Genomic DNA, 20,586 nt, shown 5'->3' on the forward strand with positions numbered 1-20,586 from the left:
GCGAATAACATGGTTGCAAAATACGTGATGTTGGCGGATACCACCCGCTGCATTAACTGCAAGGCGTGCGAAGTCGCTTGCCGTGCGGAATGGGATACCCCGCTGGGTTACTCGCGTGACTGGGTGAAGGAAGTCGAATACGTCAATGCCAAGGGTTTGCCGGAAGTGCAATTATTCCCCGGTCGTTGCCAGCATTGCGACGATCCACCGTGCGTGGAAGTTTGCCCCTCCGGTGCGTCCTGGAAGCGTGAGGACGGCATTGTGCTGGTCGATCATGCGATTTGTTCCGGTTGCGAATTGTGCGTTCCGGCTTGTCCGTATGAAGCGCGATGGCTGAATCCGGTGACGAATACCATTAGCAAATGCACGTTCTGCCAGCCGCGTATCGACAAGGGCTTACAGCCTGCGTGCGTGGAGACGTGTGTGGGGCGTGCGCTGATTTTTGGCGATGCCAATGACCCGAATTCTGCGGTTTCCCAATTGCTGAAAGCCAAAGAATGGCAAAAACTGGTGACGGATGAGGTCAATATTGGCCCCAACCATTATTACTACACGGCGGGCAAAGCGATTCCTGACTCGGTGATGCCGAAGCTGAATGAGCGGCATTTGTCCGGCACGCTGATGGAAAACATCGTTAATCCGCTGGGAACACTGGGTATCGGCGGGATGATGGCGGTATTCCTCGGTGCAGGTATTAAAAAATTGATCGACCGTCGTCAAGACGTGAGCAACAAGGAGGGCAGCCATGAGCAGCACTAAACCCACCATTAAGGTACGCACCAAGGATGTGATTGCGATCCACTGGTTCAACGCTTTTTTCTGGCTGACGCTGGTATTGACTGGCTTTGGCATTATTTCCGGCGATTTTGTGCGCCTTGCTCCGGCATTCTGGCCGACATTCCTGCAAAATTTGCTGGGGGGCAATGCCAATTTGGTGTTGCTGCACGGCATCGGTGGCATGGTGTGGGCAGGGGTGATTGGCGTGTACGCGCTGTTGAATTTCAAGCGGGTGGTGTTGCCGTTTCTGAAAAATGTGCTGGTGTTAACGCCTAAGGCAGCGATAGCGGATATGAGTTCGATGGTGATCACGCTGGCGCATTTATTTGGCTTGCTGAAACACAAAAGCGTGCCACCGCAAGGGCGTTACAACGGGGCGCAACGTTTGCTGGGGACGATGATTATTGCGTGTTCGTTGGCGATTGCGGTGACGGGGATATATTTGTTCCTCAGCCCGATGCTTCTGGATTTTGCCGCATCAGCGGGGGTCTTGGGGGGCGTGTTCCGCTGGGCGTTGGTGATTCATTTGGCAGCGGTGTTGCTGGTATTGTTGGGCTTGGTGGCGCATATCTATTTCGCGGTGGTGGAAGAGCCGGAATCGCTGGAAACCATGAAGTCGGGCGAGGCGGAAGTTGCGTTTATCAAGCACCATAATCCGTTGTGGTATGCGGAGTTGGAGCGTGAGGGGAAGGTTTGAAGTCAGCTTTTTCCTGTAAAAAAGCCAGTAATGCGGGCGCGTGTTCCTCGATTTTATCGACGGAGGCGTGACCTGCATCTACCACTTCCAGCAAGCTGAGATGCGGGCGCGGGCAGTGCGCCAAAATCGCGTGTGCATCTTTTAGCGGCACAACCGTATCTGCCGTGCCATGCACCAGCAAAATCGGGCAAGTGATGCGGCACACGCTATGCATTGGCGCAATCGCCGCAAAGCGATGCCCGATCACCCATTGCACGTAACGGTTGATGACGCGAATCAAAATGTTGGGTAAGTGTACCGTTTGCAGGTAACGGCGCATCACCCATTCAGGGTGAGCAAATGCTGAAACACTGATCACCGCAGCAATGTCAGTGCGTCGTGACGCTGCCAGCAATACCGCACCCGCGCCGACCGAATGCCCCAGCAACACCAGTTTCTCGCAAGCCGTCGGATGATTGGCGTGCAACCACGCCAGCGCACTGTCCAAATCCTCGGCAAAACGCGGTAGGGAGGAAAAGCTGTGGGTGTCACTTTGCCCATGATTGCGGGCATCGAAGAGCAGCACATTCAAGCCTGCCTGTCGAAAGGGCGCGGCGATGGGCAACATCAGTTCCGCATTACTGCCCCAGCCGTGCAAGATGACCAGCGTTTGTGTGGCATTGCCAGCGGGTAAAAACCAGCCGAATAAGCGTTTGTTGGCAACGCTGGGAATCCACACTTGTTCAAAAGCAAAGCCTAAATCTTGCGGCGTGCCTTTCTCTACTTGGCGTGGCGCACGAAAACCCCAGTGGATGCCGAGCATGAACAGCGCAATTGCTGCGACAATAATTCCCGCAATGATCAGCAATGCCAGTGTCAAAAGTCGTAGCCTGCCCCGATCCACGTACTGTCATGCGTAAAATCCGCATCAAACATACCCGGAACACTGGCGCTGCCGATGGGGGTGTTAATCGCGGCACTGTCGTAATTCCAGTCGCTGCGGCTATGCCCGATGCTGACGAATGCATTCTTCAGTTGTGGCTGATTCAGCAATTTGGCGGGTTTGAGCTTGGCTTCAACTTCCAGCGTGCGGTACGTGCCATCCATGTCGATGCCTGAACCCACCCAGCCGTTATCCATTTCACCGGTTTGGTGATTGAGGGAGGCATTGCCAGCCACTTCCAACCAAGGGGTTGCCTGATAGCTGCCTTGCACCGCGACACCGGCTTTGTAAGTGGTGACTTCGGTATCAAAGGTATCCAGCATATCCAAGGCGAGATTGGCGGCGGGCAGGACATTGCGCACTTTTATGAATGGCGTGCTGACACCGGTATTCACGCCAACACCCACATGTCCCCGCGCAGTTTTCAGCACATCGTAACCCACGCCTACATCAAAGTTTACGCCGTGGATGCGGTAATCGGCGGGGACGGGAATCGCGGTATTGTCCGCAATCAAATCCGTGACGCTGCTACCGATCACAGGCAGGTTGCTGGTCATCGACACACTGGCAAGGTCGGTCATCTGGTTCACGGTGTCCGAGTCGAAATAATCGGCGCGAAATTGGTAATACAGCGGTGAATCGTTGATATTGCGGTGCGGTTCTGCCAGCGTCCAAGTGTCCACTTCCAGTGACGGATCCATGCTGACAAATGGCTTGGCGGCTGCGCCCATGTCGAAATCGCCGCTGCCGTAGCGCAATTCCAGCGCATGGGCAGGTGCGATGCTGGCGAAGCTTAGGCAGGCGAGGGTTGCTGAGCGGGTTAATACATCCATGTAAACAAGTCCTGAATTAGTGGTGGTGATGGGCATTTTTCCCAGCAGATTAGTCAGTCATAGCAAAAATGGCATTGAAAAATCACAAAGTACGCGGTGGGGGCTGAATCTCTCCGATGTGAAAAAACTCTGTTCTTAATTTGTCCAACACATTGTATGATCATTTGGGGCGTATACGGTAAACGTAGGTCTGTTTTATCCATCTGAATTAAGGGGCTTTGCATGAGTGTAGGTAAACGGCAGTTAGTTGACGTAGTAGCAGCGTTGCGCAGTGATATTGAAGAGGCGATTGCTGAAGGTATCGGTAAAAGCGTCAAGTTTAACCTTGAGGAGATTGAGGTCGAGTTGCACACTCAAATTACTAAAACCGGGGATTTGAAAATTAACGGTGGGGTTGAGTTCAAGATTTTGGGTTTCGATGTAGGTAGTGCAGGGGCTGAAGCCAATGGGAGCTACAGCAAGGAAGATACGCATACCATTCGTTTGAAACTGAAGCCCAAGCGTTGGGATGAAAAATCCCAGAGTTACAAGGGTGTCGACATGTCTGACCTCGATTGAGGGAGCATGAGCCATGCTGAAGTCTGAGTTAGTGGCACTGGTTGAAGTACCCACAACACTCAAGGGAGACGATGGGCAGTTTAAAAAAGCGGTTGGCACTGCTTATCCGATACGGGATGGGCTGGTGCTGACAGCGCGGCATGTGCTGTACCACGATAAGATCAACCCTGAACAAAAGCGCATCTTCAGTTGGCGGCTTTCAGATGAAGATGCGCCTTACCATACGGCAGAAGTGACGCAGGCTGACATCGTGTTTGAAGATGAAAACTTCGATGTGGCGGTGGTCAGGTGTGATACTTCCAAATTGACGCTGCCGTTATCGGTGTTGAGCGATGTTTTTCCGAAAGCGAACGAGCCTTGGGAAGCAGTAGGATACCCCAGAGCGGGAGTAGAAGCAGGACAACGCAAGAAAATTCCAGCGGGTGGTACTTACTTCACGCCCGATCCAGACCATTACATCCAGCAATTAGAATCCAAAGGTGATGCAGAGGAAGCTAAGCTGTGGAAAGGTATGTCTGGTGCTCCTCTATTTCATTGTCCAACGGGTAAGTTATTGGGCATTCTGATTCGCACACCCAATCAATATGACAAGGTAGTTGAGTATGCTGATAGACGTAGCGAAACAACGGTTGAAGCAGTGTTTGAGAACCGTTTGGTGGCAGCATCCATTCCCTATCTGCTGCGTGTTGGTAAGTGTGAAAAGTTTCGGCAGGCTGTCTGGCAGTCACAAGCAAGCCAGTTATTGCCAACAGTCCAAACCGGCGATGAATTCAAAACGTACCTGACCAAAAAAATTACGCGGGAACTGAAAAAACGTGATCAGGATACCCCGCGTTTGCGTGAACAATTGTCCGAAGCATTGGATATGGAGGATGAGGGCAGTGAACCTAAGACGCTTGCCAAGGCACTGGTTGAACGGAAGATAAGTAAAGCAATTGATGTGCTTGCCACCGCTACTGCTGATTGCGTTGTGCCGGGCGGTATGCGTTACAAGGAAACCGATTCTATTGATGAGGTCAAGGCAACTGCGCAACAGGTTCTGGGTTGGTTGGTGCTGGGCAGTTTTGATGAAAAACAGTTAGATGCTGTTTTGCCGCATTGTATCCAACATGATTCGCTGTTCTTCACCCTCGCCGTGAAATCCCTGACAGGCGTGGAAATTGTCATGGCACGGCGTTTTAATCGCCCATCACAATTTGAGCATCAAACTGGCCCGGAACAGAAAAGCCGCCATTTGATTGCACCACCCACAGGTTGTTTGAAATGGGACGAAAAGGAAAGTGCTAGACTCATTTTCATTGAAGTCTGGAACAAGGTTTTTCCCAGTCGCAAGTTGGATAATCGGCATTATGACCCAAAACCGGAAGACTGGGAGCGATTGAACTCGGAACTGGCAGCACGTCGTGATGATTCCCAGCCGGAACATTACTACATACCGTTCAAAGCCAGTGCCTATGATCAGGTTGAAATGACTGCCTACGTGGCTGACGTTTATCGGCATTTTCTCAGTAAACTTAACCAGATGACCGTTATCCAGTACGGTGAAGACGGCTGCGACAGCAACCTGTTTTTTATCAAGGAAGCCGATTTGCAGGCAGCCATCAACAAGTTTTACCGCCGTATCCACGGTGAAAAAGGATAGACCTGATGATCCTCCCCATCACCCCGCATAAAAAATACACCTTGCCCGCCTACGGCACATGGAAGCCCAGCGTCCATGTCTTCGACGAGCGCACCACGAATGCGCTGACGGCGGCATGGCTTTCGGAACGCCCATTACTGGTACGCGGCGACCCCGGTACAGGCAAAAGCCAGTTAGCGCGTGCCGCCGCCGTCGCGTTGGGCTGGCAACTGGTGTCGGAAGTGGTCAGCGCACACACGGAAATTCAGGATTTGTGGTATCGCTTTGATGCGGTCAGCCGTTTGGGGCAGGCGCAATTACTGAGTGCGATTGGCAGCAGGTTTACCCCGGAAACGTTGAAAACCGAGCTTGACCCGCGCAAGTTCCTGAGTCCGGGCGCGTTGTGGTGGGCGTATGACTGGCAAACGGCACAGGACTATTACATCGCCAGTGATTTCAGGTTGTACCACCCCAATCCTGCCAATGAGGAAGACAAAACCTTACCCAAGGGCGTTGTCTTGCTGATTGATGAAATCGACAAGGCGGATGCCGATTTGCCCAATAGCCTGCTGGAAACGTTGGATAATGCGCGTTTCCGCATTCCGTGGGTGAATGAAAGCATTGGCTATCGTGCTGATGATGACAAGGCTATCCGACCGCTGGTCGTCATCACCACCAATGAAGACCGCCAATTGCCCGCCGCGTTTGTGCGCCGTTGTCTGGTGCTGAACCTTGAGTTACCAGAGAAAGAATCCGCTTTGGTGGATCATCTGGTGAAGCGTGGCGGTGAACATTTCAGTGACGCAAAAAATCAGCCTTTGTTCAGCCGCAAAGTGATGGAAACCGCTGCCAAACAATTGCATCAGGACAGGCTTGAAGCGGCAACCCTTGGTTTCAAACCGCCCGGTCAGGCAGAGTTTCTGGATATATTGCGGGTGTTGGCACGGCTGGAACTGGATGAAGCAAAGCAACTGAAAAAGCTGGAACAGATTCAGGATTTTGCCCTGAAAAAACACCCCGGCATGAAGCAGCGCATGGATACCGACGTTGGTGATGCAGGCGAGGATGCCGCGTGAGTTCACGGGTAAGCCGCGCCGACCTGTTGCTGTTTCTGGAGCAGCAGGATAGCGGGGAATTGGATAACATTCTGGATTGCTTTGGCTACCAGCGTGTGCCAGTGCAACATCCGTTGAACCTTGGCGGTGATGATCAAGAGGTGTTCCCCACACCGGAACGGCGCAAGCCATTGCTTGATCGTGATAATGGTTTAGCACCCTCGGCACTGCCCCCCGAAGTGTTTTATGTTGTGCAAGGGCAGGAAGCCAGCAGCCTGTTACCCGCCCCCAAACAACCCGGTCAGCCGGATGTTCCCGACTGGGTAAATAGTATCCAGCACCAAGCACTGGATTTGGAGGCAGGCAAACGCCGTTACGCCAGCCAACCGCCACCCCATCAGCCCTTGGTGGCTTGGTCAACTTTGTGGCCTTTATTGCGTAAGTTACTCAGCCAACAACAGATCCACAAACGCCCGGATATTCCCAAGCTGGTGAAACAGGTTGCCAAAGCCGAGCAATTGCGCCGCATCCCCCAACAGCAGCGGCTGAACTGGACGGCTAAAGTCGTGATCTTGGTAGACCGTCCACCCCGGCTGGATGGTTTGAACCGGGATTACGTGATGCTGCAAGCACAATTGGGTAAGCAGCGCGGTGAGGTTGGGGTGGAAAGCTGGTTTGTACTGGATTTGCCGACCCGCAGCATGTTGTTGGGGGATGAGCGTAAAACTTGGCATCCGCCCACGCCAGAAACGCCCATCTTGATCCTTAGCGATTTGGGGATTTATGAGCATAGCGGGCAAATCACCCGTCAATGGTTGCGCTTTGGGCAGAGTCTGCGGCGGGCGGGTTGTCAGGCATTTGCGCTAGTCCCTGCACCCGTGCGCTATTTATCCGAGGAACTGACCCAGTGTTTTCAGTGCATCAGTTGGGATCGTTACAGCAAGCTGATACCCGTTAGCCCGACTGCCACTACGCGAGAAACCGTGCAACAGCGAATGGCGGAAGATCAGCATCACGCTGGTGAGCTGCTGGCGCTGGCGATTGCTGCCACGGAAATTGAACCGGCATTCCTGCGTAGCCTGCGCTATCAGTTCACTCTCGGCAAGCCGTGGGATATTGGGCATGAATTACTGATTTGGAATCATGCCGCTGTTGAATATGGCAGTAACGCGGTGGTGTTGGATGCAGAGGCACAACAGCATTACCGTGATCACTTGGCAACGCTGCTGACCCGGCAACCGGAACTGGCAGTGCCCTTGTATTGGCACGTCCGGCAGCAATTGGCGCATACCTTCACGCTGGATTACGCTGATGCGCTGTGTTTTCTGGGGGCGTTGGCGGGTATCAACGCTGATGAGCGATTGGAAGCAGCCGAGCGTTACCTGAAGCAATACATCCTCGCCACCCACCAGCAGGCACAGCATCGGGGGCTGTTGTTCAATGGGCAGTTGTTGCTGGAGCGGCAGGGAAACCGCAGCCGTCGGCACAACGATTACTTTTCATCGCTGTGGGCAATCACCCAGCAGCGGCTTGGCAACAATGCGCCGCGCCCTGATTGGCTTGATCACGGGGCAGCCAATGCGTTTCTGACGCACCCCATTGACCTTAAGCGGGTGCAACTCATCCAGTATGGCGAGCGTTTTTATCTGGGGACACCCAAAGCCCTGCAAAGCCTGCAAGTACCCGGTTTCGCTTTCCAGCCTTATGTCTTGGCGGAAGTCGAGACTGATCAGGATTTGGTGATTGCTGAGTATGAAGGTGAAACAACCGATCATTACCTAAGCAATGACGGCTATCTGCAATGGGCGGTCACGGGCAAATCACGGATTTTGCACATTGGCGGGCAGCGGTTGGTGGTTGAAGCACTGACCCGACCTGAGTGGGCGGGGGGCTTCAGTTGTAGCGCAAATGGCTGGGAGAAACCGGCGATTCAGCCTACTGGCGAAGACGAATATGGCGTGTATTTTGATTTAGTGCTACCCCAACCGTTCCCTGAGCGAAGCCGAAGGGAACACCTCACTCAACGCTTCCGCTACATCCCGCCACAAACCTTCTTGATGGGTTCGCCATTCAGTGAACCGGGGAGTTATTTATATGAAACCCAACACAAAGTCACTCTCACCCTAGGCTACTGGCTGGCTGACACTACCGTGACTCAAGCCTTCTGGGCAGCCGTCATGGGTGTGAACCCTAGCCATTTCCAAGGCTCACAACGCCCGGTCGAAAAAATCAGTTGGGACGACACCCAAGTCTTTCTCCAAAAACTGCAACAACATTGGCAGTTGCTCGACGTGCGTTTGCCGCTGGAAGCCGAATGGGAATGCGCTTGCCGCGCAGGGACAACCAGCGCGTTTTCATTCGGTGGCAAAGATGATTTGAACACCGAGAAGGTCAATTATTTTGGTAAGTGGAATGAACAGGATAATGAAAGAAAAGGTGAAACCAAACCCGTAAAAAGCTATTCACCCAATGGGTGGGGACTATACGAAATGCACGGGAACATCTGGGAATGGTGTCAGGATGAATGGCAGGGGGATCTTGGTTCGGAGTCTGTCACTCTTAGCCCCTTTCCATCAGGAATAGGGATTGAGGTGAGGGAACCCCCGAAGGGGCAGCAGCGGCAGAGAGTGTTGCGTGGCGGTTCGTGGGGCTACGCGGGCAAGCTCTGCCGATCTGCCTACCGTCGCAGATTCATGCCCGACGACCGTCGCTTCAACCTGGGTTTCCGGCTTGCCCTAGGTCATCCGAGCTCAGGTCAGGAGCAGGCTGGCAGCAAGCACGGGCAGGCGCGTTACGGAGTAGCGCCAGACCGTGATGGCAGCCAGACTGCGGTGGGGCGGGCAGGGCAGTGGCTAAAATCGGCATTCAACAAATTGACAGGTAAGTAATGAGATACAAGTTCTATCACATCCCCAAGATGTCTCCCGACCAAGCCGAAGCGGAGTTAAACCACTTTTGCACCGAACATCATGTACTTCACTTTATCTACTGATTGACACTCATGGACTACCGCAACCACCTCTCACCACCCCAATTCCCCACCACATGGGCATCCGCTTGGGGCGAAGACTGCCACGGCTTGTGGATGACGCTCACCTATCAGGGCGCAAGCCTCACTTTCCGCTGGATTATCCCCGGCACATTCATGATGGGTTCGCCAGATGGTTCAAAAAAAGACGAACCAGCAGAAAAAGGGCGGGCAAATTGGGAAGATCAGCACAAAGTCACTTTGGAAGAAGGTTTCTGGTTGGCAGATATACCTGTTACACAGGCATTCTGGCAGGCAGTGAACGGCGACAACCCCAGCTATTTCAAAGACGATGATTCACTGCCAGTAGAAAACGTCAGTTGGGATGACGTACAGGCATTCATCCAAAAACTTAACCAACTTCACCCTGATTTAACCGTGCGCCTGCCGTGGGAAGCAGAATGGGAATACGCCTGCCGTGCCGGAACGACTACCGCCTTCCATTTCGGCGATGAAATTGATGCCAGTAAAGCCAATTACCGGGGCGTATGGGAGGTGAAGGACATCAAGAGTTATGAAAATGATAAGGAATGGGGAAAAGATGCCTTAAAAAAAACCACTCCCGTCAAAAGCTATCTTCCAAACTCGTGGGGCTTGTACGACATGCACGGCAACGTTTGGGAATGGTGTCAGGATGAATGGCAAGAACACCTCGGTTCGGAGTCAGTTACTCTTAGCCCCTCTACCTTAGGGAGAGGGGGTGGGGTGAGGGAACCCCCGGAGGGGGAGCAGGGGCGGCGCGTGGTGCGCGGCGGCTCGTGGAGCAGCGTAGGCAGGTACTGCCGATCCGCCTACCGCTACAGGCACGCGCCCGACGACCGTTTCGACATCGATGGTTGCCGCCTTGCCCTATGACATCTGAGTTCAAGCGTGGCGAAGCAGCCAAACAGGTAGAGCAGGCGGGCAGCCAGCCTGCGGCGCTTCTGCTACACTAACCCCAACCAACAGCCACAGACACTCCCACATGCCCAAACATTTCAACACCACCGGCCCGGTCATTCCCAGTGAGCATTACTGCATCGACCCCATGCAGCGTATGGATTGGACTGAAATTCACTCACTGATTGCCGACAAAAAGTTCTTTGTCCTGCACGCCCCGCGCCAAACCGGCAAAACCAGCACCTTGCTGGCAATGATGGATACCCTCAACCAGTCCGGCGAATACACCGCGCTCTACATCAATGTGGAAGCCGCCCAAGCTGCGCGTAATGATGTGGCACTGGGGATGAAGACGATTCTCGGCACACTCGCCGATGGCGCGTATTACCGCCTGCAAGACGACCGCCTGAATCAATGGCTGGAAGAAATATGGCAAAAACACGGCGCAACCGGGGCGCTCAAAGCCATCCTCAACCGCTGGGCGCAAGCATCCGCCTTGCCGATTGTGCTCATGATCGACGAAGTGGATGCCCTCGTCGGTGACACGCTGATTTCGCTGTTACGCCAATTGCGCGAAGGCTACATCGGTCGCCCCGGCGTACCGTTTGTGCAAAGCGTCATCCTCTGTGGCGTTCGGGATGTGCGTGATTACCGTATCCATACCTCGCACCATGAAATCATTACCGGCGGCAGTGCTTTCAACGTCAAGGCTAAATCCTTGGTAATGGGCAGCTTTAGCCGTGCCGAAGTCGAAACCTTGTACGCACAACATACCGCCGAAACCGGGCAAGTGTTTTCCCCAGAAATTTTCCCGGAACTTTGGGAAGATACCCACGGGCAGCCTTGGCTGGTCAATGCCTTGGGGCATGAATTGATTTGGGAAGACAAAACCGCCCGTGACCGCAGCACGCCCATTACACTGGAACGTTACCGTGTTGCTCGCGAACGCCTGATTCAATCTCGTGCCACGCATCTCGAACAACTGGCTGACAAACTCAAGGAAGCACGGGTACGTTCGGTCATCGAGCCAATCCTCAAAGGCGCAGACAGTGACCAGTCGCTTAACCCAGACGCAGTGGAATACGTGCGTGATTTGGGCTTGATCGAACGCGCCAGTAACGGTGCTATCCGCATCAGCAACCGCATTTATCAGGAAGTGATTCCGCGTGAATTGTCGTGGGGCAGCCAAATGGCGATTACCCAAAGCCAAGCGTGGTATCTGACCCCGCAGCGGCGGGTCGATATGCCCAAGTTGTTAAATGCATTCCAGCAATTTTTCCGCGAACATGCCGAAAGCTGGCTGGAACGCTTTGACTACAAGGAAGCCGGGCCACAATTGCTGCTGCAAGCCTTTTTGCAGCGGATTATCAACGGTGGTGGGCGCATCAACCGCGAATACGGCTTAGGGCGCAAACGTACCGACCTGTACATTGAATGGCCTGTAGATGAGCAGCAAGGTTTCCACGGTGAAGTCCAGCGTATTGTGTTGGAACTCAAGCTCTTGCATAAAGGTTTAGCCGCTACCCTTACTGAAGGTCTGGAGCAAACCGCCGGTTATGCCGATCAGTGCGGTGCGCAGGAAATGTACCTGATCATTTTCGACCGTAACCCCAACACCCCGTGGGATGCCAAAATCTGGCAACGCCAAGAAAGCTGGCAAGAACGGGATATTGGTGTGTGGGGGATGTGAATTAGTGGTGGTGATGCTCGTGATCGTGGTGATCATGATCGTGTTCATGCGGCGCTGCCGGTGGCAGTGTATTCGACAATAACGCTTTCACCGCCGTCACCGGATCCGTTTCCGCCGTTGCCCGCACCATCACACCCCGGCTGCCCATTTTACGCATGAAACCTTCGCCGCAGCCGCTGGTGATTAAATAGTCCAGTTCAAACAACGGGTGTTCGCCCTGACCGTTCCATTCGTGCAACGCCATTTCCTTGGGCAAATCCAGCCGCTCAAGTTCCTGTATTTCGTTGCCATCATACGTTTCGTACACCATAAAACGCCGCCCCTTACCGGCATGTCCGGTAATGGTACGGAAATTCTGGCTGCTGACACCAATTTTCAAAGAACCAACTTTCATGGGGGAACTCCTCGTTATTAAGCAACGTTACCGTCTTCGCCGATCAGGATGGTGTTGTCATCCTTAAAGTAATACGGCGGTACGACCAGATTAGTGGCAGCCGGTACGTTTTTGTATACCCGTCCAGCCAAGTCAAAGCGCGAACCGTGGCAGGGGCAATACCAGCCGCCTTTCCAATCCGCGCCCAAGTCTTCCGGCGCAACTTCCGGGCGGTAAGTCGGCGAGCAGCCTAAATGCGTACAAATCCCGATCAATACCAAATAGTGAGGGTTTCGTGAACGGTGGGCGTTTTGGGCATACGCAGGTTGCTGGGATAGGATTTCTGAGGCTGGGTCACGTAAGTTTGTATCATTTTTTGGCAAGTCAGTCAGCATTGCCTCGGTACGATTCACGATCCATACGGGTTTTCCCCGCCAAATAACCCGTAATAATTGCCCCGCTTCCACTTTGCTAATATTCACCTCGACGGGAGCGCCAGCGGCTAATGCTCGCGCACTGGGTTGCCAAGACGATAGGAAGGGGGCGGCGATAGCTGCCGTACCTGACGCGCCAACCACGGACGTGGCAGCAATCAATAGGCGACGTCGCCCGTGGTTAATCTCTGTGTGTGCCATGTGCAAGTTGTTCCTGATGAATGCTAATGACCGAGCAACGTACTGGGTTAACAGGGTAAGTGCATTGAGAAACTGCAAAGCCCTATTGCTTATTCCGTTCATCAAGGATGAAGCTGATGTATTGGATAATTTTTGATTTTTTTTAATGCAGGCATACGAAGCTTTAGGCAGTTTGCCCGCTGTGTTTTAGGTTCTAGTGTAAAAGGTACGATGATGAACAAATCTTTACTCATGATTGGCTTGGCGGTATTGCTGAGTGCGTGCGGCGAAAAAACCGAAAAGGTAGCGGAAGCTCCAGCAGAAGCACCGAAGGCAGCAGAACAAGCCACTGCCCCTGCTCAACAAGCAGCAGCACTTGCGGTGGATAAAGCGGTACTGGCAGAAGAAGCCAAAGCTGCCGTACAAGCCCTAGGCAGTACACTCAAAGGCGAATTGGAAGCCGCCATGAAAGCGGGTGGCCCTGTTGAGGCGATGGGTATTTGCCACACCAAAGCCCCCGAAATTGCCAAAGCCGTTTCTACCGAAAAAGGTTTGCAAGTTAGCCGCGTCAGTCTGAAAAATCGTAACCCTGACATGGGTGTTGCCAACGAATGGCAAACCAAGGTTCTGAATGACTTTGAAACCAAAAAAGCGGCTGGTGAAGATCCTGCGACGCTGGTTCATGCGGAAGTAGTTGGTAGCGAGTTTCGTTTCATGAAAGCCATTCCGACCGCAGCGGTTTGCTTAAACTGCCACGGCACGGATCTTAGTCCAGCCGTGACCGCGAAATTGTCCGAGCTATACCCGAACGATAAAGCGGTGGGATACAAAGAAGGCGACTTGCGCGGTGCATTTGTTGTTGTGAAAAATCTCGTGCAGTAACACGGGCCTCTTGCTATACCTTCTCCTTACACTTAGTCTTCGTTATTGGCGGAAGCGTAACTAAGGAGAGGGTATGTCACATCTTAAAGGCAGGGGACACTGCCAAGCCTGTCAAATTCGGCATTTGAGTATTTTTGCACAATTGCCGGTGAATCGACTGGTGGAAATACAGGCTTTCCAGCCGTCTGTGGTCGTTTTTGCTGCGGATGAAACCATCTACCATCAAGGCGATGCTTCTCTTAATGCGTTTACCTTGCGCAAAGGTTTAGTCAAACTCATCAAAACCTTACCGAATGGGCGTACCCAAATTGTGCGCGTCTTGCGTACTGGGGATTTGTTTGGTTTTGATGGTTTTGCGGGGGAATCCTATAATCATACTGCGATTCCGCTGAGTGAAATTGAAGTATGCCGTTTGCCTTTACAGGAATTAACGGAACTCAAAAAGCAAAATCCCGAAATTGAAAACACCATGATGAAACGTTGGATTCAGCATTTGCGTGAAGCCGAAGACATGATGTTAGAATTGGGCGCGAAAAAAGCGGCAGAACGGCTTGCGTCTTTCCTCATTCGTTGGTGTGAAAATAATAACGGGGGTTGGGTGGCGTTGCCACTGTCCCGTGCTGAAGTGGGTGAGCTGTTAGGGTTAACGATTGAAACCGTGAGCCGTTTCCTGTCAGATTGGAAACGTCAGGGGTTTATCAACGAGCAACGCGGCAGTATTCAGCTTGAAAATGTCGAGGGGTTGCGTAAAGCGGTGTGTTCCAGCGGGAGTTGCTAAATGAATCGGATGGCGGCGGAAGCAAACTTGAATTTGTATATCACCGCTGTGCATCCCTGCCCGTATTTGCCTGAGCAGCAGGCAATGAATCTGTTGGTCGACCCTTGTTACAAGATGACCGCTGATTTGTACGGGCGTTTGTTGGAAAGCGGTTTCCGGCGCAGCGGTACGGATGTGTATCGCCCGCATTGCAAAGGGTGTAGTGCCTGTGTTTCCAGCCGTATTCCCGTCGCCGATTTTAAACCGGATCGTTCGCAACGGCGCAATTGGCAGCGCAATCAGGATTTGCACGTCGTGGTGAATCACGCTGGTTTTAAGCCGTTGTATAACGATGTTTATCGGCATTATATTCGTGAACGCCATGCGGGGGGCGGCATGGATACTGATAGCGTGGCAACTTTCGCCGGTTTTCTGGTGACACGTTGGTGTAAAACGGCATTGGTGGAGTTTTGGGATAACGAGCGTTTGCTTGCTGTTGCAGCAGTTGATGAGATGAATACAGGCTTATCATCGGTGTATACGTTCTTTGACCCCGACGCGGGCGAGCAGCGTGGCATCGGTACATTTGCGGTATTGTGGCAAATCGAGCAAGCCCGCCAATTGGATTTGCCTTATGTTTACCCCGGTTATTGGATCGCGGAATCCCCGAAAATGCGTTACAAAACGCGCTTTCAGCCAATTGAAGGCTTGATCAACGGTCGTTGGGTCAAGTTAGTGTCGAATAGTCGCTAAACATTCATTTCCTGTTCATAGAATCTATGTATCATTCATAAATTTTATGATAACTTGCTGCTATTGGTGGGTCACGGGAAGACAACGATGATTAAGACATTTACCCTGAATGCCATTGACCATGATCAGGCTACCCCAGAAAGTGGCGTAATCGTTTGGCATGTGGTCGATGAAAATAAGCGCGAGCGCTTGATCAAAGCAACCACGGAATTAAGCCGTCAGGGCTTTATCAAAACCGTTAAACCGCACAATGATCGCGAAATGCCCTTGGTCGAATTGCTGTCGTATTACGTGGAAGGCGAAAGTTTCCGCATTGATTTTTCCATGTTCAATGAAACGTTTGGCTATACGCCACGCGAAGTATTTGCGGCGACACAACACCAATCCGAAACGGCTAGCAATCGTATGAAAAAAGGCATTCGCCAATTGTTCCACGTTCCCTTCTAAAAAAGGGCGCAACGGGTGCGCCCTTTTTGTGGTGGCTATCGGTTAGCCATCAATGGCGGAAATGTCTCATCCCCGTAAACACCATCGCCATGCCATGCTCATTCGCCGCTGCAATGACTTCTTCGTCACGCATGGAACCACCTGGCTGAATCACTGCTTTGATACCCGCTGCTGCCGCGCTGTCGATACCGTCGCGGAAGGGGAAGAACGCATCCGATGCCATCACTGACCCCGGTACAACCAACCCAGCATGTTCCGCCTTGATGCCCGCAATCCGCGCAGAATTGATACGGCTCATTTGACCCGCCCCTACGCCAATCGTCATATTGCCTTTCGCGTACACAATCGCGTTGGACTTAACGAATTTGGCAACCTTCCACGCAAATTGCAGATCCAGCAATTCAGCCTCAGAAGGTTGACGCGTTGATACGACTTTCAGCTCATCCAGTAACGCAAGGTCAGCGGTTTGCACCAGCAAGCCACCATTGACGCGTTTGAAGTCCAAGCGATTCGGCACTTCACCGCTCCACATATCCACGGTCAATAAGCGCACGTTTTTCTTCGCCGCCACGACTGCAACTGCTTCAGGTGAAACCCCCGGTGCGATAATCACTTCCACAAACTGGCGGTCGACGATGACTTTTGCCGTTTCGCCATCCAACGGCTGGTTGAACGCGATAATGCCGCCAAACGCTGATTCAGGGTCAGTGCTATAAGCGCGGTTGTAGGCTTCCAGCAAGTTAGCACCGACTGCAACGCCGCACGGGTTGGCATGTTTGACAATGACGCAAGCCGGTGCGCCGTCAAATTGCTTCACACATTCCAGCGCCGCATCAGTGTCAGCGATATTGTTGTAAGACAGTTCCTTGCCCTGAATCTGGGTGGCGGTTGCAATGCTGCCTTGCGGTGCGTTGTATTCGGCGTAGAACGCGCCAGCTTGGTGACTGTTTTCACCGTAGCGGCAATCTTGCTTCTTCTCGACTTGCAGGCTGAAAGTGCGTGGGAAGGTTGCCGGTGCTGCATGGCTGGCTTCGCCGACGCGTGCGCCGAAGTAGTTAGCAATCATGCCGTCGTAACGCGCGGTGTGTTCAAACGCTTTGATTGCAAGGTCAAAACGGGTGGCAGGCGTGATGCAGCCTGCGCTGGCTTCCATTTCTGCTTGAATGCGGGCGTAATCGCCGGGTTCGGTCACAATGGTAACGTGTGCGTGGTTCTTGGCGCTGGCGCGAACCATCGTGGGACCGCCGATGTCGATGTTTTCCACTGCATCTTCAAACGTGCACCCGGGCTTGGAAACGGTCGCTTCAAACGGGTAGAGATTGACCACAATCAAGTCGATGCGCCCGATACCGTGTTCTGCCATGATCGCATCATCTTGCCCGCGTCGCGCCAAAATGCCGCCGTGGATTTTCGGGTGTAAGGTCTTCACGCGCCCATCCATCATTTCAGGAAAGCCCGTATGATCAGAGACTTCCGTTACAGGTACGCCGTTATCTGCCAGCAATTTGGCAGTACCGCCCGTGGAGAGGAGATGCACCCCTTGGCTATGCAGAAAACGCGCAAAGTCGAGCACGCCGGATTTGTCAGAAACGCTCAACAAAGCGCGAGTGACGGGCAGGTTAGAAGCAGTTGTCATCGTGTGGAATCTCAGGGGGTGAAAAACGCCACATTGTAACGGTTTGCTGCTATGCACGGAATAGGTGCTGATACGAGTATCTCTGCTACACTTCAGCCTTTTATCCCTCTTGGAAAGGACGAAGCAATGCCGGAAATAAGTCTATTCACGTACATCATGAGTCATCCATTGGTATGGTTAGGCTGCGGTTTATTCATGGTTGCCAGTTTAGTCGCCTTATCGGGGCGGTTAGGTAAGCGTGATAGCGCCTTGATTTACACCTTCGTGGTATCGGTGTTGATTGTGTTGATGGGGGTTGCTTCGGCGCTGTCGCGGATGCAGCAAGACAGGCTGATGGCGCAACAACCTGCTGCGCAAGTAGCGCCTACTCAGCAGCAGTAACCTAGTAAACCCGTGAAACTTGACCTGCACCCTACAACCGCACACGGATAAGCGTTAAACTCGGCTTCTTTTCAGCTTGACCCCAGCGGAGACAGGAATGCAGGAAGATTTACTGGCGTATGTGCCATCCGAAAACGCCTTACAAGGGCGGGTGATTTTGGTAACCGGCGCAGCCGCAGGCATGGGCAAAGCGATTGCAACGGCTTGTGCGCAATACGGTGCGACGGTCGTGATGCTCGACAAGGAAGTGCGTCGCGCTGAAGAAACTTACGATGCAATCGTGAATGCAGGCTACCCGCAACCCGCGATTTACCCGCTGGATATGCAGGGTGCGACCGCCAAAGATTATTACGATCTGGCTGAAAATATCCACGCGCAATTAGGGCGTTTGGATGGCGTGATGCTGAATGCAGCATGGTTGGGTTCATTCACGCCAATCAACCACTACGACACTGAATTGTGGTCGAAGATGATAATGGTGAATTTGCACGCTAATTTCTTGCTGACGCGTGCCTGTTTGCCGTTTTTATTGGAAGCAGCTGACCCCGCTATTGTGTACGCTAGTCATGAATCCAACAAAGCCTATTACGGCGCATTCGGTGTGGCGAAAGCCGGTATGGAAGCGTTTTGCGACATTCTGGCGGCGGAACACGATGAGCCATCGCATTTTTTGCGCGTGAATACGGTGGATACCAATGCGATCCGCACGGGTATGCGTACCCTGAATTTCCCCGGTGAAAATCCCAATAGCGTGGCACGTCCTGAAGCCTTGGTCGCGCCGTATTTATTCTATCTAGGTGCAGATGCGGGCAAGCGCACGGGTGAACATGCCGTGTTTGCGCGTCAACCCGCCGATGCCCGTTGGGCGGGCGAGGCCAGTGCAGCATAATGCAACGTGATGCTATCTACGCACTGCCGCAAGAGCAGGTAGTCGATTTCGCTTTCAACGAAGCGGTCGCGGATGTGTTTCCTGACATGATTCGCCGTTCTGTGCCAGGGTATGAAACCATCATCGGCTTGCTGGGCGTGATTGCGCGGCGTTATGCCCAGCCGCATAGCCGGATTTACGATCTTGGTTGTTCGTTGGGTGCGTCCACGTTGTCGATGGCGGCGCAAATGCGGGCGGATGATGTGCGTTTTGTGTGTGTGGATAACTCGACAGCCATGACGCGGCGTTGTGAGCAAATTTTGCAACGGCATTTGCCTGCGGGTCAGTTTGAAGTGCAATGCGCCGATATTGAGGCGATTCCGCTGGAAAATGCGTCGGTGGTGGTGCTGAATTTCACCCTGCAATTCCTCAAACCGGCGGATCGTTTGGCGATGTTGCACAAGATTCATGCTGGCTTGTTGCCCGGTGGCGTGCTGATTTTGTCGGAAAAACTGCAATTCGCGGATGCAGCCGAACAGACGTTAATCAACGATCTGCATCTGGAATTCAAGCGTGCCAACGGTTACAGCGAACTCGAAATCAGCCAGAAACGTTCCGCACTGGAAAATGTCATGATTCCTGATACGTTTGAGCAGCATCAAGCACGATTGCAAGTCGCCGGATTTGCACAAGTGGTAAACTGGTTTCAGGGCTTTAACTTTGCGTCGTTATTGGCGGTGAAAGCGTGATGGACACTGATTCCCTGTACCGTTTTCTTGGCGAGTCACGCCTTGCACCGTGGTTGGATACCTTGCCTACGCAACTGGATACCGCGCTGCAAAGTTCGCACGGCAAGTGGCAGGAATGGCAAACCGCGCTCGCGTCCGCCCCCGATTTGCATACTACGCATACCGACTTCAACAGTTCTGCGGTTCAAGTGGGCGTGGCGACTGAAGTCGATGACGCTACCCGTGCGCCATTGCTGGTAGCCTTGCAAGCCTTAATTCCGTGGCGCAAAGGCCCTTACGACCTATTTGGTATCGAGGTGGATACCGAATGGCGTTCCGATTGGAAATGGGAACGCGTGTTGCCGCACCTCAGCCCATTGGAGGGGCGTTTGGTGCTGGATGTCGGTTGTGGCAGCGGCTACCACATGTGGCGCATGTTGGGAGCAGGGGCGCAAGCGGTGATCGGCATTGATCCAACGTTGCTGTTTTTGACCCAATTCCAGTTGATAAAACGCTACGCAGGTGAACAACCCGTGTGGATGTTGCCGCTGAAAAGTGAAGATTTGCCTGATTTTCGTCAGAAAGGTTTCGATACAGTGTTTTCGATGGGCGTGTTGTATCACCGTCGCGATCCGCTCGGGCATTTGCAGGAATTGCGCAGAGCTTTAAAAGCGGGTGGTGAATTGGTATTGGAAACGTTGGTGGTAGAGGGTGACGCGCACACCACGCTGATGCCGCATGACCGTTACGCCAAAATGCGTAATGTGTGGTTCATACCTTCGGTCGCCCTGTTGGAATTGTGGTTGAAACGCCTTGGATTCACCCATATTCGTGTGGTTGATGTGACCGTAACCAGTACGCAGGAACAACGTTGTACGGAATGGAGCAAAGGCGAATCATTGGCGGATTTCCTTGATCCCAGCGATAGCAGCCGTACCATCGAAGGTTATCCTGCCCCGCTGCGTGCCACGCTTATAGCTAATACCCCTGCGTGATCTGGTCAAGGCAATATCACTAAATTACAATATGATTAAGCATTGAAATAAAAGTGAGCCAAGTGGATACACTATTGCAAAAACCAGGGTTT

Annotated in this window: 21 protein-coding genes; 16 read left to right on the top strand and 5 right to left on the bottom strand. The window is 52.8% G+C overall.

The features are described from left to right. Window positions 1–9: 9 nt before the first annotated feature. A complete protein-coding gene (locus J1836_RS01685) occupies window positions 10–759 on the top strand; it encodes a 4Fe-4S dicluster domain-containing protein (protein WP_207249534.1) in 750 nt (249 codons plus the stop codon). After that, window positions 746–1,474, top strand: coding sequence for a cytochrome b/b6 domain-containing protein (locus J1836_RS01690; RefSeq protein ID WP_207249535.1), 729 nt, complete (start codon window positions 746–748; stop codon window positions 1,472–1,474). The genes J1836_RS01685 and J1836_RS01690 overlap by 14 nt, the downstream gene beginning before the upstream one ends. On the opposite strand, the gene J1836_RS01695 is transcribed toward J1836_RS01690, so the two are convergent. Further along, on the bottom strand, window positions 1,419–2,333 hold the full coding sequence (locus tag J1836_RS01695) for an alpha/beta hydrolase (RefSeq protein ID WP_242632691.1): 915 nt from the start codon (window positions 2,331–2,333) through the stop codon (window positions 1,419–1,421). The genes J1836_RS01690 and J1836_RS01695 overlap by 56 nt on opposite strands. Then, window positions 2,330–3,229 carry a hypothetical protein gene (locus tag J1836_RS01700; RefSeq protein ID WP_207249536.1) on the bottom strand — a complete coding sequence of 300 codons (900 nt, stop codon included), beginning with the start codon at window positions 3,227–3,229 and terminating at the stop codon, window positions 2,330–2,332. Before J1836_RS01700 ends, J1836_RS01695 begins: the two co-directional genes overlap by 4 nt. A gap of 222 nt (window positions 3,230–3,451) precedes the next feature. Between J1836_RS01700 and J1836_RS01705 the strand changes: the two genes are divergently transcribed. The 6 genes from J1836_RS01705 to J1836_RS01730 all read left to right on the top strand — a co-directional run bounded on the left by J1836_RS01705 (window position 3,452) and on the right by J1836_RS01730 (window position 12,060). Further along, a complete protein-coding gene (locus J1836_RS01705) occupies window positions 3,452–3,787 on the top strand; it encodes a trypco2 family protein (protein ID WP_207249537.1) in 336 nt (111 codons plus the stop codon). A gap of 13 nt (window positions 3,788–3,800) precedes the next feature. Further along, entirely contained in the window at window positions 3,801–5,429 is a 1,629-nt protein-coding gene (locus J1836_RS01710; RefSeq protein WP_207249538.1) for a S1 family peptidase, read from the top strand. Between the two features lie 5 nt (window positions 5,430–5,434). Then, window positions 5,435–6,484 carry an AAA family ATPase gene (locus tag J1836_RS01715; RefSeq protein WP_207249539.1) on the top strand — a complete coding sequence of 350 codons (1,050 nt, stop codon included), beginning with the start codon at window positions 5,435–5,437 and terminating at the stop codon, window positions 6,482–6,484. Then, window positions 6,481–9,351 (top strand): formylglycine-generating enzyme family protein, encoded by a 2,871-nt coding sequence (locus J1836_RS01720; protein ID WP_242632692.1) that lies wholly within the window; start codon window positions 6,481–6,483, stop codon window positions 9,349–9,351. The genes J1836_RS01715 and J1836_RS01720 overlap by 4 nt, the downstream gene beginning before the upstream one ends. A 113-nt stretch (window positions 9,352–9,464) precedes the next feature. Next, window positions 9,465–10,346: a formylglycine-generating enzyme family protein gene (locus tag J1836_RS01725; protein ID WP_207249540.1), complete on the top strand. Its 882-nt coding sequence runs from the start codon at window positions 9,465–9,467 to the stop codon at window positions 10,344–10,346. A 109-nt stretch (window positions 10,347–10,455) separates the two neighbouring features. After that, window positions 10,456–12,060 carry an ATP-binding protein gene (locus tag J1836_RS01730; protein ID WP_207249541.1) on the top strand — a complete coding sequence of 535 codons (1,605 nt, stop codon included), beginning with the start codon at window positions 10,456–10,458 and terminating at the stop codon, window positions 12,058–12,060. Between the two features lies 1 nt (window position 12,061). Here the strand turns inward: J1836_RS01730 and J1836_RS01735 are convergent, their stop codons facing one another. Both J1836_RS01735 and petA read right to left on the bottom strand, forming a co-directional pair. After that, entirely contained in the window at window positions 12,062–12,454 is a 393-nt protein-coding gene (locus tag J1836_RS01735; RefSeq protein WP_242632693.1) for a NifB/NifX family molybdenum-iron cluster-binding protein, read from the bottom strand. A 17-nt stretch (window positions 12,455–12,471) separates the two neighbouring features. Then, entirely contained in the window at window positions 12,472–13,068 is a 597-nt protein-coding gene (gene petA / locus J1836_RS01740) for a ubiquinol-cytochrome c reductase iron-sulfur subunit (RefSeq protein ID WP_207249542.1), read from the bottom strand. 210 nt (window positions 13,069–13,278) lie between these two features. Between petA and J1836_RS01745 the strand changes: the two genes are divergently transcribed. The 4 genes from J1836_RS01745 (at window position 13,279) to J1836_RS01760 (ending at window position 15,886) form a co-directional block, all read left to right on the top strand. Next, window positions 13,279–13,929, top strand: a complete 651-nt coding sequence (locus tag J1836_RS01745) for a Tll0287-like domain-containing protein (protein ID WP_242632694.1) — start codon at window positions 13,279–13,281, stop codon at window positions 13,927–13,929. A gap of 73 nt (window positions 13,930–14,002) precedes the next feature. Continuing rightward, window positions 14,003–14,707 carry a Crp/Fnr family transcriptional regulator gene (locus tag J1836_RS01750; RefSeq protein WP_207249543.1) on the top strand — a complete coding sequence of 235 codons (705 nt, stop codon included), beginning with the start codon at window positions 14,003–14,005 and terminating at the stop codon, window positions 14,705–14,707. A 9-nt stretch (window positions 14,708–14,716) separates the two neighbouring features. After that, window positions 14,717–15,439, top strand: coding sequence for an arginyltransferase (locus J1836_RS01755; protein WP_242632701.1), 723 nt, complete (start codon window positions 14,717–14,719; stop codon window positions 15,437–15,439). Between the two features lie 87 nt (window positions 15,440–15,526). Further along, window positions 15,527–15,886, top strand: a complete 360-nt coding sequence (locus tag J1836_RS01760) for a hypothetical protein (RefSeq protein WP_207249545.1) — start codon at window positions 15,527–15,529, stop codon at window positions 15,884–15,886. Window positions 15,887–15,935: 49 nt separating this feature from the next. Here the strand turns inward: J1836_RS01760 and purH are convergent, their stop codons facing one another. Continuing rightward, entirely contained in the window at window positions 15,936–17,522 is a 1,587-nt protein-coding gene (gene purH / locus J1836_RS01765) for a bifunctional phosphoribosylaminoimidazolecarboxamide formyltransferase/IMP cyclohydrolase (RefSeq protein ID WP_207249546.1), read from the bottom strand. Window positions 17,523–17,648: 126 nt separating this feature from the next. Here purH and J1836_RS01770 point away from each other — a divergent pair, with 126 nt between their 5' ends. From J1836_RS01770 to cmoB, 4 genes are all read left to right on the top strand, one after another. Further along, window positions 17,649–17,903 carry a hypothetical protein gene (locus J1836_RS01770; RefSeq protein ID WP_207249547.1) on the top strand — a complete coding sequence of 85 codons (255 nt, stop codon included), beginning with the start codon at window positions 17,649–17,651 and terminating at the stop codon, window positions 17,901–17,903. Between the two features lie 97 nt (window positions 17,904–18,000). Next, complete coding sequence (locus J1836_RS01775; RefSeq protein ID WP_207249548.1) at window positions 18,001–18,792, top strand: SDR family NAD(P)-dependent oxidoreductase; 792 nt, start codon at window positions 18,001–18,003, stop codon at window positions 18,790–18,792. Further along, the gene (cmoA, locus tag J1836_RS01780; protein WP_207249549.1) at window positions 18,792–19,520 is read left to right on the top strand and encodes a carboxy-S-adenosyl-L-methionine synthase CmoA; all 729 of its coding nucleotides are present in this window, start codon (window positions 18,792–18,794) and stop codon (window positions 19,518–19,520) included. Before J1836_RS01775 ends, cmoA begins: the two co-directional genes overlap by 1 nt. Then, the gene (cmoB, locus tag J1836_RS01785; protein ID WP_372447659.1) at window positions 19,517–20,494 is read left to right on the top strand and encodes a tRNA 5-methoxyuridine(34)/uridine 5-oxyacetic acid(34) synthase CmoB; all 978 of its coding nucleotides are present in this window, start codon (window positions 19,517–19,519) and stop codon (window positions 20,492–20,494) included. Before cmoA ends, cmoB begins: the two co-directional genes overlap by 4 nt. Window positions 20,495–20,586 lie beyond the last annotated feature (92 nt).

Source organism: Thiothrix fructosivorans, from assembly GCF_017349355.1.
GTDB lineage: Bacteria > Pseudomonadota > Gammaproteobacteria > Thiotrichales > Thiotrichaceae > Thiothrix > Thiothrix fructosivorans.